General features: G+C 75.1%; 16 protein-coding genes. 6 read left to right on the top strand and 10 right to left on the bottom strand.

The genetic code is table 11. The features are described 5' to 3' along the window. Positions 1-652 precede the first annotated feature (652 nt). The 7 genes from pheA to AMK19_RS30395 all read right to left on the bottom strand — a co-directional run bounded on the left by pheA (position 653) and on the right by AMK19_RS30395 (position 7,903). Entirely contained in the window at positions 653-1,588 is a 936-nt protein-coding gene (gene pheA, locus AMK19_RS30425; RefSeq protein WP_073817936.1) for a prephenate dehydratase, read from the bottom strand. A 118-nt stretch (positions 1,589-1,706) separates the two neighbouring features. Next, positions 1,707-2,915, bottom strand: coding sequence for an iron uptake transporter deferrochelatase/peroxidase subunit (efeB, locus tag AMK19_RS30420; protein ID WP_073817933.1), 1,209 nt, complete (start codon positions 2,913-2,915; stop codon positions 1,707-1,709). Then, on the bottom strand, positions 2,912-4,978 hold the full coding sequence (locus AMK19_RS30415) for a copper resistance CopC/CopD family protein (protein WP_083647494.1): 2,067 nt from the start codon (positions 4,976-4,978) through the stop codon (positions 2,912-2,914). The genes efeB and AMK19_RS30415 overlap by 4 nt, the downstream gene beginning before the upstream one ends. Positions 4,979-4,988: 10 nt before the next feature. Further along, entirely contained in the window at positions 4,989-5,462 is a 474-nt protein-coding gene (locus AMK19_RS30410) for a copper chaperone PCu(A)C (protein WP_073817929.1), read from the bottom strand. Then, positions 5,459-6,142 carry an SCO family protein gene (locus tag AMK19_RS30405; RefSeq protein WP_073817925.1) on the bottom strand — a complete coding sequence of 228 codons (684 nt, stop codon included), beginning with the start codon at positions 6,140-6,142 and terminating at the stop codon, positions 5,459-5,461. The genes AMK19_RS30410 and AMK19_RS30405 overlap by 4 nt, the downstream gene beginning before the upstream one ends. Before the next feature lie 80 nt (positions 6,143-6,222). After that, positions 6,223-6,942 (bottom strand): YcnI family copper-binding membrane protein, encoded by a 720-nt coding sequence (locus AMK19_RS30400; protein ID WP_073817922.1) that lies wholly within the window; start codon positions 6,940-6,942, stop codon positions 6,223-6,225. Positions 6,943-7,078: 136 nt separating this feature from the next. Then, positions 7,079-7,903 carry a hypothetical protein gene (locus AMK19_RS30395; RefSeq protein WP_241844658.1) on the bottom strand — a complete coding sequence of 275 codons (825 nt, stop codon included), beginning with the start codon at positions 7,901-7,903 and terminating at the stop codon, positions 7,079-7,081. A 230-nt stretch (positions 7,904-8,133) separates the two neighbouring features. On the opposite strand from AMK19_RS30395, the gene AMK19_RS30390 reads away from it, so the two are divergent. The 4 genes from AMK19_RS30390 (at position 8,134) to AMK19_RS30375 (ending at position 10,912) form a co-directional block, all read left to right on the top strand. Beyond that, entirely contained in the window at positions 8,134-8,796 is a 663-nt protein-coding gene (locus tag AMK19_RS30390; protein WP_073817919.1) for an ATP-binding protein, read from the top strand. Positions 8,797-8,888: 92 nt separating this feature from the next. Then, positions 8,889-10,127: an MFS transporter gene (locus AMK19_RS30385; RefSeq protein ID WP_073817915.1), complete on the top strand. Its 1,239-nt coding sequence runs from the start codon at positions 8,889-8,891 to the stop codon at positions 10,125-10,127. Positions 10,128-10,232: 105 nt separating this feature from the next. Beyond that, the gene (locus AMK19_RS30380) at positions 10,233-10,622 is read left to right on the top strand and encodes a YciI family protein (RefSeq protein ID WP_073818070.1); all 390 of its coding nucleotides are present in this window, start codon (positions 10,233-10,235) and stop codon (positions 10,620-10,622) included. A gap of 56 nt (positions 10,623-10,678) precedes the next feature. Then, positions 10,679-10,912 (top strand): hypothetical protein, encoded by a 234-nt coding sequence (locus tag AMK19_RS30375; RefSeq protein WP_083647500.1) that lies wholly within the window; start codon positions 10,679-10,681, stop codon positions 10,910-10,912. A 66-nt stretch (positions 10,913-10,978) separates the two neighbouring features. Here the strand turns inward: AMK19_RS30375 and AMK19_RS30370 are convergent, their stop codons facing one another. Together AMK19_RS30370 and AMK19_RS38330 are read right to left on the bottom strand one after the other, a co-directional pair. After that, positions 10,979-11,221, bottom strand: coding sequence for a DUF5302 domain-containing protein (locus AMK19_RS30370; protein WP_073817906.1), 243 nt, complete (start codon positions 11,219-11,221; stop codon positions 10,979-10,981). A gap of 75 nt (positions 11,222-11,296) precedes the next feature. Continuing rightward, entirely contained in the window at positions 11,297-11,431 is a 135-nt protein-coding gene (locus AMK19_RS38330) for a hypothetical protein (protein WP_274537009.1), read from the bottom strand. A gap of 136 nt (positions 11,432-11,567) precedes the next feature. On the opposite strand from AMK19_RS38330, the gene AMK19_RS30365 reads away from it, so the two are divergent. Next, positions 11,568-12,389 (top strand): hypothetical protein, encoded by an 822-nt coding sequence (locus AMK19_RS30365; protein ID WP_073817902.1) that lies wholly within the window; start codon positions 11,568-11,570, stop codon positions 12,387-12,389. 6 nt (positions 12,390-12,395) lie between these two features. Here AMK19_RS30365 and AMK19_RS30360 read toward each other — a convergent pair whose 3' ends face one another. Beyond that, positions 12,396-12,947 (bottom strand): maltokinase N-terminal cap-like domain-containing protein, encoded by a 552-nt coding sequence (locus tag AMK19_RS30360; RefSeq protein WP_073817899.1) that lies wholly within the window; start codon positions 12,945-12,947, stop codon positions 12,396-12,398. 210 nt (positions 12,948-13,157) lie between these two features. On the opposite strand from AMK19_RS30360, the gene AMK19_RS30355 reads away from it, so the two are divergent. After that, a complete protein-coding gene (locus tag AMK19_RS30355; protein ID WP_073817895.1) occupies positions 13,158-13,397 on the top strand; it encodes a hypothetical protein in 240 nt (79 codons plus the stop codon). Positions 13,398-13,492: the final 95 nt, after the last annotated feature.

The following is a 13,492-nucleotide window of genomic DNA, read 5'->3' as shown; positions in this document are numbered from 1 at the left end:
ATCGCGAAGCTTGGGCCGGTATGTCGCGCTCTGTCCGGAAATCTGGCATCCTGCACCCGGCCGCCGGAGCGCGGGTGCGGGCGAACGCCCCGGGGCTGGGGATAACTCCCGCCGCCCTGTGGATAACTTCGGTGGAGAACCCTTTCGGCACCCGGTTGTCCACAGGCGTGGGGGCGAGCCTGTGGACAGGGGAAAACCAATGGTCCGCAGGCCATCGAACCGGTAATTCCGGGTTTCAAACCTTGATTCGGCTTCCCGAGTGAGGGAATTCGCTCGCTCGGACAGGTGATTTGTCGGTGGCGGGGTGACTCTGGTCCGATTAGTCCGCCCTATGCCCCTAGCTGATGATCCGACCAGGCCTGGGGGTGTCTTTACCGGTTTGTCGACTCACGCCCGCCCTGTGGATAACTTCGCCCGCCTGGGGACAACCGCCTCCTGTGGATGCCGGGCCGGTCCTGTGGATGAACCACCCCGCCCCGCACCGGCCCCCGGCCGCCCCCGGTGAACGCCGGTCGGCCGGGCAGGTGACGTTCGGGCGTGTCGAAAATGAACGGAACGCGGCCCCGTTCGACCCCGTTACGGCCGGAATCGGGTTCTTGCGCCGCGGCCGCCGGAGAGTTCCCGGGCCGACGTCAGAGTTCCCGGGCCGACGTCAGAGTTCGCCGCGGCCGTCCAGGCAGCGCGACAGCCAGTCCGCGGCATTCGCGAAATCCAGGTCCGAGGTGCCCTGCCGCAGCGGGGACGCGGTGCCCCGGTCCGCGCGCGGGTACGAGCCGAGGAAACGCACCTGCGGGCACATCCGCTTCAGGCCCGTCAGCGCCTCGCTGACCCGCCGCTCGCTCAGGTGCCCCTCGCAGTCGATCAGGAAGCAGTAGCTGCCCATGCCCTCGCCGGTCGGCCGGGACTCGATCCGCATCAGGTTGATCCCGCGCACCGCGAACTCCTGCAGCAGTTCCAGCAGCGCACCGGGGTGGTCGTCCGGCAGCCAGACCACCATCGAGGTCTTGTCCCAGCCGGTCGCCGAGGACACCCGCCCCGGCCGGCCCACCAGCACGAACCGGGTGGTCGGCGCCGCCGCGTCCTGGATCTCGTCCGACAGCACCTCCAGCCCGTACAGCTCGGCGGCGAACGACCCCGCGACCGAGGCGTCGTAGCGGCCCTCCTGGACCAGCCGGGCGCCTTCCGCGTTGGACGCCGCCGACTCCCACTGCGCGTCCGGCAGGTTCGCCGCCAGCCAGTGCCGCACCTGCGGCTGCGCCACCGGATGCCCGGTGACGGTCTTCACGTCGCCCGGCACGGTGCCCGGGCGGACCATCAGCGCGAACGAGATCGGCAGCAGCACCTCGCGGTAGATCATCAGCGCGCTGCCGTTGATCAGCTCGTCGCTGGTGGTGGTGACCGCGCCGTCCACCGAGTTCTCGATCGCCACCATCGCGCCCGCAGCCTCGCCCGCCCGCACCGCGTCCAGCGCCGCCGACACCGACGCCAGCGGCGTCAACTCCCGCGTCCCCGACTCCGGCAGCGTCCGCAGCGCGGCCTCCGTGAAGGTGCCCGCGGGCCCGAGATAGGTGTAACGGGTCGCCGACATGACCGCCTCCGAACGAACAGCGTGATGGGTGATGCGAACTGCGTGGGCAGCTGCGGGCCCGGTCTGCCACCTTAGCCACTTCCGGGGCCCCGCCGTGCGGCCGTCCGACCGCCGAACGTCAGCCTTCGAGCAGCGGCTGCCCCACGTACCCGCCCTCCGGCGCGCCCGGCGGCACCGCGAACAGCGCGCCCGCCTCGTGCCGCAGGAAGCGGGACAGGCCGTCGCCGCGCGCCAGCCGCTGCTGCACGGGGACGAAGCCGCGCGCCGGGTCGGCCTGGAACGCGGCGAACAGCAGGCCCGCGTCGGGCGAGCCGTCCGCCGACAGGCCGTCGTGGAACGAGAACCCGCGGCGCAGCATCGCCGCCCCGCCGTTGGAGGCGGGCGCGGCCACCCGGACGTGCGCGTCCGGGGCGATCGCCAGCACGCCGTCCGGGCCGGTCGCCGCCAGGTCGACGGGGGTGCGCTCGCCCGCGTCCGGGCCGCCCGAGAGCGGGGCGCCGTCGCTCTTGCGGCGCCCCACCAGGCGTTCCTGGCGGTCCGCCGGCAGCGACTCCCAGTCGTCCAGCAGCATCCGGATCCGGCGCAGCACCGCGTAACTGCCGCCCGCCATCCAGTCGGGACCGGTGGCGAACACCTTCGCGGCGAAGTCGCCGTCCTGCGGGCGCGGGTTGTTGGTGCCGTCGACCTGGCCCATCAGGTTGCGGCCGGTCATCGGCGTCGGCGTCGTGCCGGGCGTGCGGGCGAAGCCCGACATCAGCCAGCGCGGCGCGGCCACCCCGGCGGACAGCCGGCGCAGCACCCGCAGCGCGTGCACCGCGACCAGCGCGTCGTCCGCGCCGATCTGCACCCACAGGTCGCCGTCCGAGCGGGCCGGGTCGAGCGCGTCGCCGGGGAAGGCGGGCAGCGCGGCCAGCGCGGGCGGGCGGCGGTCGGCCAGGCCGAGCTTGTCGAACAGGCTCGCGCCGAAGCCGAAGGTGACGGTCAGCGAGCTCGGGCCGGCGTCCAGCGCGATCCCGCCGCCGCCGTCCCCGCCCGGCTCGCCGACGGCCATCCGGGCCGCGGCCGCCGACCAGTCCCGCAGCAGCCCCGCCGCCCGGTCCCGCCCGGCCCCGGCGACCAGGTCGAACGCCGCCCACTCGACGCGGGCCTGCGCGGGCTCCACGATGCCGCCCTGCCGGGGCCCGTGGAACGCCACCCGGCGCTGCCCGGGCAGCGCCGCGGCCTCCTCCCGCGCGGTGGCGCGCCCGCCCCACACTCCGCCGACGGCGCCCACGGCCAGTCCGGCCCCGGCCCCGCCGAGCACCGCCCGCCGGGACACCGCCGTCACTGGCCGACCTTCAACTGCTGGGTGGCCGTCACCTGGTCGATGTCGGAGGAGCGGACGGTCACCGAGACCACCCACTCCCCGGCCAGCGGCAGCTGCGCGGTGCCGTTCCAGGCGCCGGTGCCCTCGGACTGCAGGGTCACCGGCAGCGGGCCGAGATCGCGGTCGGGCAGCGTGAACGCCAACTGCACCTCGGGCACCTCGACCGGCTTCCCGGCCGCGTCGGTGAGCTTCAGCGTGACGGCGTTCGGGCCGGTGCCCACCGGGTTGACGCCGACGACGGCGGTGCCCTTGGCGTTCGGGGTCCGGCCGCCGGTGTCGTACGGCAGCTTCAGCTCCAGCGTCTTCCCGGGCACCGCGGACGCCCCCGCCACCGGTGCGCCGCCGCCCGCGCCCGGCTGCGCGGCGATCGCCTGGGCGACCCGCCCGGGCGGGGAGTTGGTGAGCATCGTGGTGACCACCAGCACCAGCACGGCGACGGTCGTCTCCACCAGCACGCTGCGCCGCAGCCCCGCCCGCACGGGTGAACCGTCGGCGGTGCGCCGCTGCTTCGCCTCGGCCAGCACCGCCTGCTGACGGGCGAGCTGCGCGGCCCGCTCCGGGTCGGCGTCCGCGCCGGCCGCGCGGTCGGCGGTGGCGAGGGCCGGCACCGACTCCGGCACGGCGGCCGTCTGGTCGGCGGTCCGCAGCCGGGCCGTCCAGGCCCGGGAGATCCAGGCGACGCCGAGCATCGCCGCCACACAGCCGACCTTGATCAGCAGCAGCCGTCCGTACTCGGTGTTCACCAGCGCGCCCCAGCTGCCCAGGCCCCGCCACGACTGGTACACGCCGGAGACGGCGAGCACCGCGACCAGCCAGAACGCCAGCTTGGAGAACCGTTCGACGGCGGCTGCGGGCAGGCCGTGGCGCAGACCGGTGACCAGCACGGCGAGGCCGCCGAGCCAGCCCGCCATGGCGAGCAGGTGCAGCGCGGCCAGCGGCAGCGCCAGCGGGACCTGGATGCCCACCGAGGAGTGGTCGGCGCCGACCCAGGTCGCCGACAGCGCGATCGCCAGGGCGAGCCCGGCCAGGCCCAGCCCGAGCCGGGTGTCGCGCTGCGGCCGTTCGGCGGCGGCCCGCTCCAGCCGGCGCAGCTCCGCCTCCTCCGCGTCCGACTCCGAATCCGGGTCCGCGGCCGTGTCTGCGTCCGGGTCCGCCCCGGGGTCCGGCGCGGACGCGGCGGGCTTCGGCTGCAGCCCCAACTGGCCGACCAGCAGCGACAGGAAGACCCCGGCGGCGGCGAGCAGCAGCAGGCGGGCGGCGAGCGCGGTGCCGATCCGCTCGTCCAGGGTGGCGCGCACCAGCGACAGGTCGAAGGCCTGGCCGAGCCCGGTGCCGCGCTCGTACGGGCCGCGCAGCATCAGCACCGCGACGGTGGACAGCAACAGCGCGACCCACCCGCTCATCAGCAGCCGCTGCACGCCGCGGACGGCCGCGCCGCCGGGCCACACCACGATCACGAACGCGGCGGCGCCGGCCAGCAGCGCGAACGCGCCGTAGGCGACGGTGCGGGCGGTGCCGTAGGCGAAGCCCACCGCGCCGTCCGCCTTGGCGCCCTGCACGGCGGAGGCGTTCACGGTGGTGTCGGAGGGCGCGCCGATGGAGAAGGTGAACGCGCCGCCGATCGGGTGCGAGTCCTCCGAGACGGCCCGCCACGCCACCGTGTAGGTGCCGTTGTCGAGGCCCTGCCGGAGCGTCACCCGGGCGGTGGCGGCCTTGCCGTCCACGTGGTCGGGCCGGCCCTCGTCGACGGCGGTGCCGCGCGGGTCGAGCACCCGCACCGAGTCCGGGGACAGCGACACGCCCTCGCTGAAGGTCAGCGTCACCGCGGCGGGCGCGGTCGGCACGACCGAGCCCTGCGCCGGGTCGGTGCCCTCCAGGGTGGCGTGCGCGGACGCCGCCGTCGCCCCGCCGAGCACCAGGGCGAGCGCTGCCACCAGCACCGCCAGCAGCGCGCCCAGCCGTCTCCGTCCCGCCGCCGTGATCACCTGTGCGCCTCTTCTCGTCGCCACGCCGTCTGCTGCCATCGCCGGGACCCTAGCTTCCCGGCCGGTACGTCAAGGGCTTCACCGGGACCTTGACCACCACGGTGCCCGCCTTGGCGAACTCCAGGTCCAGTTCCAGCTCGTCGCCGAGGGCCGGCTGCTTCGACCAGTCCATGATCATCAGGTGGTTGCCGTTGCGCGCCAGGTTCAGACTCCCGTGCGCGGGCACCTCCAGCGCGCCGACCTCCTCCATGGTCTGCTCGGTGGAGCGGTGCATGGTCACCGACCCGGCGCCCGGGCTGGTCACCTTCACCAACTGGTCCGCGCCGCCGTCGTTGCGCACCGTCAGGTAGCCCGCGCCCATCCCGCCGGGAGTGGCGGGCAGCGGTATGTACGGGTCGGCCACCGACAGCTTCGGCGCGGCCGAACCGCCCGAGGACTGGCAGGCCACCACCGCGGTGCCCGCCGCCAGCACGGTCGCCAGGCCGGCCCCGATCAGCGCGCTGCGCCGGAATCCGCGGCTCACACCGCCACCCCCTGGGCGAGCAGCTCCAGGTCGTGCCGGTAGGTGTCCGTCGTGGTGCCGGCCATGTACAGCAGGTGCGCCTTGTCGTCGCCGGGCAGGAACGCCAGCACCTGCGCGCCGTGCGTGGAGGTCACCGAGCCGTTCGCGGCGACCACCGGGTCCTCGACCATGATGCCCAGCGGCTTGGCGGCGGCCTTCACCTTCGCCAGGTCGCCGGTCAGCCCGACGAAGTCCTTGCCCATCGAGTCCAGCCAGGTCCGCAGCACCTGCGGGGTGTCGCGCTCCGGGTCGGTGGAGACGAACACGATGTCGATCTTCTGCCGCTGCTCCGGCGTCAGCTTCGCCATCGCGACCCCGATGTCGCCCATGGTGGTCGGGCAGACGTCCGGGCAGCTGGTGTAGCCGAAGAACAGCAGCACCGTCCGCCCGGCGGTGCGCGCCTTCAGGTCGTACGGCTGCCCGGAGGTGTCGTTCAGCACCAGGTCCGGCTTGTCGAAGTGCTTGCTGAGCACGGTGCCCCGGTACTGGCTGGACGAGGACGTCTTGCTGACCTTCGCCGCCCCACTGCTCTCCCCGCCGCCCGAGGAGGACGAGGAACAGGCGGACAGCGCGAGCGTGGCGCCGAGGACGAGGGCGGCGGCCGACAGGAGCCGGGGCCGGGTGCTGCGGAGGGGTGCCAAGGGACTTTCCGTTCCGTACGGGATGCGGGGAGAGCGGTCTGTCGGGCGGGGCCGCGCAGTACGGCCCCGCCCGACGGGGATCAGTTCGCGGAGCGGCGGCGCAGCCCGGCCACGCCGAGCGCCGCGCCGATCACGCCGACCACGATGCCGACCACGCCCAGGGTGCGGGCGGCGGAGTCGGAGGACTTCGCGGCGGGCGCGGCGGCGTCGGCGGACTTCGCGGAGGTGTCCGCCGAGTGGTGGTCACCGGCCGCGTCGGCCTTGGCCAGGCTCAGCACCGGCGCGGGCTTGGCCGGCTCCGGCTGGCCGTCCTTGGACTCCTCGATCCAGCGGACCACGTCGCCGTTGTCGTACGTCTGCAGCGCCTTGAAGGTCAGCTTGTCGGTGTCGGTGGGCAGCGCGCCCAGCGAGACCTTGAACTCCTGGAACTGCCCGGGCGCGATCTTGGTGCCGGCGTCTGCGGTCCAGGTGATCTTGGAGACGGCCTCGGTGATCTGCTGGCCGTGCGAGTCCAGCGGCTTGTCGAGCTTCGACTTCTCCAAGCTCGCCGTCCACCCCGGCAGCGGCTGGGTGCGCACCGACGCCAGCGGGTGGTCCAGCGGCAGGCTGACCTCAAGCTTCACGGTGGACGCGGTGTCGCTCTCGTTCGGCACCCGGAACGCCACGGCCGTGTACCCGCCCTGCTGGGCGCTGCCCGGCTGGACGGAGACGTGCGCGAACGCCGGAACGGCGGACGCCAGCAGGGCGCCGGCCGCCACCACGAGCGCGCCGACGGAACGACGGGCGGAGAGGGAACGCATCAGGGGACTCCTGGGGAGAGTGGCCGCGCGACAGCGCGACAGAAAGGGGAGGTGGGGACTCGACCGGCCCGGTCGGTACAACGCGGGCACGGCGGCAGCGGTGCGCGCCCGAACCCCGACCCTCGCCGGGCCCGGCTCAGCGCGCGAACGCCACCGCGGGCGGTCCCCTGCGCAGCACGCAGTGCCGCAGCGCCGCCGCCACCGGCAGCGGCCAGTCCTCCGGACGCCCGGCCGGCCGCGCCGGCGCCGGGCGCTCCCCGCCCAGCAGCAGCGCCACCAGCAGCGCCACCGCGGTCCGCAGCGGCGCGGCCCACTCCCGGGCGGTCAGCGCCGCCGTGCGCACCAGCCGCCACAGCGCGGCCTCGCCGCGCCGCAGCCACCAGCCCGCGACCACGGCCGCCGCCAGGTGCGCCAGCACCATGCCGGACGTCAGACCCAGCCCGCCGGCCGCGTGCGGCGCCACCGTCGCGAACGCCTGCGGGTCCAGGCCCGCCGCGCTCACCACCTGGTCCGCCGTGGTGTCCACCGGGACGACCGTCAGACCGTCACCGGGCGTGTCGTTGCACAGCAGCCGACCCGCCGCGGACACCAGCGCGTCCGACCCGCCGTTTCCGGCCATTCCCGGATGCGCCATCGCCGCGCCGCCGCCCAGGCCCTCGCCGAAGCGGTGGAAGAGCAGGTGCAGGCCCAGCTGACCGACGCCCAGCGCCGCCGCGATCGATCCCAGCGAGCGCTCCCGCCCGCCGAGCAGCGCCGCCACCGCGCACACCGCGGCGAAACCCGCCGCCAGCGTGTCCGGCGCCACCGCGCCGCCCGCCCGGGCGTGCCCGAAGGCCGCCACCAGCGTGCACACCAGCGCGAACGGCACCGCGCGCAGCACCCGCAGATCCCAGGCGGCCGCCGCGGCCCGCACGGCGGGCAGGGCGGCGCCCCGGCGGGCGGCGGCGGTCGGGTCAGTCATGGCCGGGCCATCATCTCACCGCCTACGCGGACACCCGGGGCAGGCCCCGGAACCCGCCCGAAATGGCCGGAACCCGACCGGCGCACACACCCGCCCACGCGCCGATCGGCACACCGGACCGGGGCAGTCCATCCGCCGAACGGGCGGTACCGGCGCGTGCGGACGGTTCACCGCGCGCCGCCGAGGAGATAGCTAGTTGTATGTGGAGCCGCAGCCAGGAGGGATCTCCCGTGGACATCTGGTGGACTCTGCACCTCAAGCGCGACCCGGCGAGCGTGCCGCTCGCCCGCCGCATCCTGCTCGGCGCCATGGACTCCGCCGGAGTCGACCCGCAGGACGCCTTCGACCTCGGCCTCGCCCTCACCGAGGCCTGCGCCAACGCCGTCGAACACGCCGGGCCCGGACACCTCGGCGACACCTTCCAGGTCACCGCCGCGCTCAGCGGCGACCGGCTGCGGATCGAGGTCGCCAACACCAGCCCCGCCCCGGGCCCGCCGGTCGCGTCCCGGCCCGGCCCGCGCCGCCGTCCCGCCGCTGCCTCCGCCCCCGGCTCCGCCGGGCACCCCGCGTCCGAGCGCCCCGCCGACCGGCCCGCGCCGCGCGCCCGCACCCGCCGCGGCCGGGCCTCCGTCCCCGCCCGGGTGCTGGCCACCCGCAGCCCCGCCGCCGACCGGCCCGCCCCCTACGACACCCACGTGCTGCCCGCGCTGCGCCCCGCCCTGCCGGCCGCCGACCCCGGCGCGCTGCCCGACCTGACCGCCGAGTGCGGCCGCGGCCTGTTCCTCATCCACGCGCTCGCCGACCACGTGCAGCTGCGCACCCACCCGCAGCGCGGCGCCACCGTCAGCTTCGACAAGATCCTCACCGCGCCGCTGCTGCGCACCGCGTCCTGACGGCTCCGCAGGTCGAACCCTCCGCCCGAAACCCGCTGGTCACGTGCCCGGGTGCTCCGGTTATGGTCTAGTCCATTCACCGGAGGGGGACCATGACCACCACTGCTGCGGAGCCGCTCTCCGCCCCCAGTCGCCCGCTGGCCCGGATGGGACAGGCCCTGCGCGGACGGGACTTCCGCATCTGGTTCGCCGGCCAGCTGATGTCCGCGTCCGGGGCCCTCGCCCAAGGCGTCGTGCTCTCCTGGATCGTCTACCGGCTCACCGGGGACGCCGTCTGGCTGACCGTGCTGACCGCCTGCACCTGGGGCCCCACGCTGCTGCTCGGGCCGTGGGCCGGTGCCGTCGTCGACCGCTCCGACCGGCGCCGCCTGCTGATGGTCACCCAGACCCTGATGCTGCTGCTCGGCCTCGCGCTGGCCGTCACCACCGCCCTGTTCGGCCCGCGACTGTGGCTGCTGCTGGCCCTCGCCACCTGCACCGGACTGGTCGCCACCGTCGACGCCCCGGCCCGCCAGGTCTTCGTGGTCGACCTGGTCGGCCCCGGGGCGGTCGCCAGCGCCGTCGGCCTGTGGGAGGTGGCGCTCAACGCCTCCCGGGTGATCGGCCCCGGCGTGGCCGGCGCGCTGCTGAACTTCGGCGGGCCGTCCTGGGCGTTCGCCTTCAACGCGCTCGGCTACCTCGCGCCGCTGATCGCGCTGGGCAGGCTGCACCCGCCCGCCCCCGTCGAGCGCACCGCCGGGGGCCGGCCGCCGAAGACCGGCGCCCGCGACGGCCTCGCCTACGCCTGGCGTTCGCCGCTCGTCCGCGGCCTGCTGCCGATGTCCGCCGCCAGCGGGCTGGTCTTCGCGATGAACCTGACCGTCCCGCCGCTGGTCGACCGCTCGCTGCACCTCGGCCCCGGCGGGTACGGCCTGCTGATGGCCGCGTTCGGCCTCGGCGGCCTGCCCGGCGCGCTGCTCGCCGCGTCCGCGCCCGAGCCGACGCCGCGCCGGGTGCGCCGGCTGGCGGTGGTCACCTCGGTCGCGGTGCTGGCCACCGCACTGGCGCCGAACGCCGTCCTCGCGGTCGTCGGCATGGCCGCCGTCGGCGTCGCCTCGATCTGGTTCATCGCCACCGCCAACACCCTCGCCCAGCTGCGCTCCGCCCCGGAGATGCGCGGACGGGTGATGTCGCTGTGGGGCAGCGCGATGACCGGCACCCTCCCGTTCACCGGGCTCGCCGTCACCTTCGTCGCCCAGCACGTCGGCGCCCGGACCGGCTTCTCGCTGGCCGGCGCGGCGTTGCTGCTGACCACCCTGGCCGCATGGCGGGCGCTGCGGCCCGCGGTGTGACCGGAGGGGTCCGGCGCGGTGTCGAGAACCGCGCCGCGGCTCCGTCCCCGGGACGATGGGGGGCGAAAGCGCCCGCACCGAGAGGAGCCGTCCGCCGTGACGCACATGCTGCAGATGCACTTCAGCCAGTCGCAGAGCGACATCCCGCCGATCCCCGACTGGGACCCGGCAGCGACCGCCGCGCACATCGCCTTCATGCGCCGCTCGGTCGCCGAGCTCACCGCCGGCGGCGAACTCGTCGAGGCCAAGGGCCTGGCGCTGCCCGACACGGCGCGGATCGTCCGGGCCGGCGAGGGCGGGCCGGACGTCGTCGACGGGCCGTTCCCGGCGGAGAAGGAGTTCCTGTTCGGCTGGTGGATCGTCGACTGCGCGACCGACGAGCGGGTGCTGGAGATCGCCGCCGCGCTGTCCGCCGCACCCGGGCACGACGGCCGGCCGATGAACATGCCGATCGAGGTCCGCGAGGTGCTGTCGGAACCCCCGGGGCAGCTCTGACCCCACTGGGGGCGCGCGAATTGCCGGAGATGTCCGGTCGGCGGACGATGGTGATCATGATGCATCAGATGCGCGCCGAGACCGGCCCCGGCGGCGCCACGGACTCCGTGGTCAGCTGGCACATCGTCCGCGACGCGGACCTCACCGCCCTGTGCGGCAAGACGCTCGACCCCGCCGCGCCCGTCCAGGACGCCACCCACTGGACCCGCGACCCCGACCACAACTGCCACACCTGCGGAGCGCTGTACCTCCGCGAGACCCCGTACCTCCCGGGCGAACACCAGGACTGACCGGACGCCGAACGGCCGGCCCCCGCGCGGGGACCGGCCGTTCGGCACTGCGGTGGCGCGGGGCGCTCAGCCGCCGCTCTTGCGGCGGAAGGTGCGCTTGCCGCCGGCCGCGGCGGCGGTGCCGTGGACCTTCGAGTCGCTGCCGGGGCCGCCGCCGGCGCCCCGGTTCTTGCCGCCCTTGCGCTGCAGCGCGGCCAGGAACTTGGCCTTCTGGTCGTCCTGCCCGGTCGTCTCGGCGTCGGTGTCGGTGGTGGCGTCGGCCGCGGCCTCCGGCGCGGGCTCGGCTGCCGGGGCGGTGTCGCTGCTCATTGGGGACCTCCTGGACGGGTGGGAAGTGCTGGTGCACACCATCCCATGCCGAAAGGGGGCGGTGTCGGCCGACACTTAGCCCCGGTGGATCAGGCCGTGGTGGCGGTGCTGCCGCTCGTCGCGGTACTCCAGGCCGCCCATCATGAACAGCAGGGCAAGGGTCGGGAAGCCGAACGAGGCGATCACCAGGACGAAGAACTGCCAGACCATGGGACTCTCCTGTCACGAAGCCTCGGCAAGTTGCCATACCTTGACCCATTATGTCCGAATCGCCGTGCAGGAGTGCCGAACAGCGGGCCGAACAGCCCCTGTTCGAACGGCGGGCGGCCGTCGCAGACTGAAGGGCATGCGGGTACAGCTGGCAGTCGACGCGCGCCGCCCGGACCGGGCCTGCGAGGACTTCGTGGTGGCCACCCCGGAGGCCCTGGTGCTGCTGGACGGCTCCAGCGCCCCGGACACCCTGGACTCCGGCTGCGGCCACGGCATCCCCTGGTACGTGCGCCGCCTCGGCGCGCACCTGGTCGCCCGGCTCACCGGCCACCCCGACCGGGCCATGACCGACTGCCTGGCCGACGCCATCGCCGACACCGCCGCCCTGCACGGCGGCAGCTGCGACCTGGCCAACCCCAACACGCCCGCCGCCATGGTGGTCGCCGCCCGCCTGCGCGGCGACGCCCTGGAGTACCTGGCCCTCGGCGACTCCCTGCTGGTGCTGCACCCCAAGGCCGGACCGCCCCGGGTGATCGGCGACAACCAACGCTTCCCCGACGGCGAGGCGCTGCGCCGCCAGGTCTGGTCGACCGTCCCCGGCACCGTCGAACGCGCCGACCTGTACCTGCGGTACGCGATCGCCGTCCGCGCCGCCCGCAACACCGGCCACGGGCCGTGGATCGCCGCCACCGCTCCCGAGGCCGCCCGGCACGCCGAGACCGGCGTCGTCGCCCGCGCCGACCTGCACGGGGTCGCCGCCCTCTCGGACGGCGCCGCCCGCTTCACCGACCGCCTGGGACTGGGCAGTTGGGCCGACGCCGTCCGACTGCTCGCCGAGGCCGGCCCCGCCGAGCTGATCGCCCAGGTCCGTGCCGCGGAGCTCACCGACGCCGACTGCGTCCGCTGGCCCCGCGGCAAGGCCCACGACGACGCCGCGGCGCTCTACGCCCGGCTCTGACGGTCCTCAGGCACCGGCCGTCAGGAACACCGCGCGGGCCGCCGAACCGTCCGGCGCGGTGTACCCGGCGACCACCTCGCCCGGAGCGGGCTCCCCGGCGGGGGTCAGCTCCCGGCGCAGCGTCACCGTCGCCGCCGCACCCTCGGGCGCGGCCGCGACCGCGACGGTGCCGTCCACCGTGTCGCTCTCGTCCTGGTGCTGCGGCACCGCCCGGCCGGCCAGCAGTTCGGCGAACTGCGCGTGCGCCACCGGGTCCTGCTCGGCGTCGTAGAACCAGCGCGTGCCCAGCACGCCGTGCTCGGTGACGCCGATCAGCGCCCCCTCCGGCGCACCCTCCAGCGGCGCGCCCCGGTACGACATCGGGACCAGGTAGGCGGCCCGGTCGTCCGTCACCACGTACACCTCGATGCCCACCTCGCCCGCCGGGTCGTCCAGCCGGAACCCGCCGGCCCGGGCCAGCTCACCGCCGCCGGGGCGGAACCAGTCCTGCTTCGGCAGCCACTCGGCCAGCATCTCCAACTTGCCCGGCGTGACAGTGGTCTGATGAATCGTCGCCATCGTCGCCCTCCCTCTCGTGCGGTCCTTCGGTGGAGCCCAGCCTACGAATCCGGGCGCGTGCGGACTGCCCGTTCGGATGAACGCGGCGTGCGGTGCCGCCGGTCCGCGGTGCTCCGCTGCCAGAACTTGCCCTGCGCTCGGGTCCGAGCCGAGCAAGCACCCCAGGGCCGCACGGTTTCGGGCGGCCTGTTGCGAGAACGGAACCGCCTCATGGCCATCGCTTTCCGCAAGACGCTCGCCATCGCCACCATGGGCCTGGCCGCCGCCCTCCTGCCGGCCGTCGGGGCCGGCGCGGCCGACACCGGGCACGCCGCCACGCGCACCCCCGGCCGCTACTGCCTCGCCAACACCTGGGGTGCGCCGGACGTCTCCAGCAAGCCGTGCGACGCCAACGACAAGGGCCAGCACTGGGTGGTCTTCAACGACCAGATCAGCCTCGCCCTCGCCTGACAGAGCGGCCCGCGGCCACGCCAACGCGCCGTCCCGCCCGAGCAGTTGACCGGGCGGGACGGCGTTCGTGCGGGCGGTGCAGGTGGCCGGCGGGT

The sequence above is a fragment of the Kitasatospora sp. CB01950 genome, assembly GCF_001905465.1.
Classification (GTDB): Bacteria; Actinomycetota; Actinomycetes; order Streptomycetales; family Streptomycetaceae; genus Kitasatospora.
Note: the sequence above shows the minus strand (reverse complement) of the source record. Positions and strands in the feature narration are given on the sequence as shown.

What these genes read in the sequence shown, in the direction of transcription:
- AMK19_RS30415 (WP_083647494.1), bottom strand. Translation starts at nt 4,978, where the DNA reads ATGGCAGCAGACGGCGTGGCGACGAGAAGAGGCGCACAGGTGATCACG.
- pheA (WP_073817936.1), bottom strand. Translation starts at nt 1,588, where the DNA reads ATGTCGGCGACCCGTTACACCTATCTCGGGCCCGCGGGCACCTTCACG.
- AMK19_RS38330 (WP_274537009.1), bottom strand. Translation starts at nt 11,431, where the DNA reads ATGGTCTGGCAGTTCTTCGTCCTGGTGATCGCCTCGTTCGGCTTCCCG.
- AMK19_RS30385 (WP_073817915.1), top strand. Translation starts at nt 8,889, where the DNA reads ATGACCACCACTGCTGCGGAGCCGCTCTCCGCCCCCAGTCGCCCGCTG.
- AMK19_RS30395 (WP_241844658.1), bottom strand. Translation starts at nt 7,903, where the DNA reads ATGACTGACCCGACCGCCGCCGCCCGCCGGGGCGCCGCCCTGCCCGCC.
- AMK19_RS30375 (WP_083647500.1), top strand. Translation starts at nt 10,679, where the DNA reads ATGATGCATCAGATGCGCGCCGAGACCGGCCCCGGCGGCGCCACGGAC.
- AMK19_RS30400 (WP_073817922.1), bottom strand. Translation starts at nt 6,942, where the DNA reads ATGCGTTCCCTCTCCGCCCGTCGTTCCGTCGGCGCGCTCGTGGTGGCG.
- AMK19_RS30355 (WP_073817895.1), top strand. Translation starts at nt 13,158, where the DNA reads ATGGCCATCGCTTTCCGCAAGACGCTCGCCATCGCCACCATGGGCCTG.
- AMK19_RS30360 (WP_073817899.1), bottom strand. Translation starts at nt 12,947, where the DNA reads ATGGCGACGATTCATCAGACCACTGTCACGCCGGGCAAGTTGGAGATG.
- AMK19_RS30380 (WP_073818070.1), top strand. Translation starts at nt 10,233, where the DNA reads ATGCTGCAGATGCACTTCAGCCAGTCGCAGAGCGACATCCCGCCGATC.
- AMK19_RS30370 (WP_073817906.1), bottom strand. Translation starts at nt 11,221, where the DNA reads ATGAGCAGCGACACCGCCCCGGCAGCCGAGCCCGCGCCGGAGGCCGCG.
- AMK19_RS30365 (WP_073817902.1), top strand. Translation starts at nt 11,568, where the DNA reads ATGCGGGTACAGCTGGCAGTCGACGCGCGCCGCCCGGACCGGGCCTGC.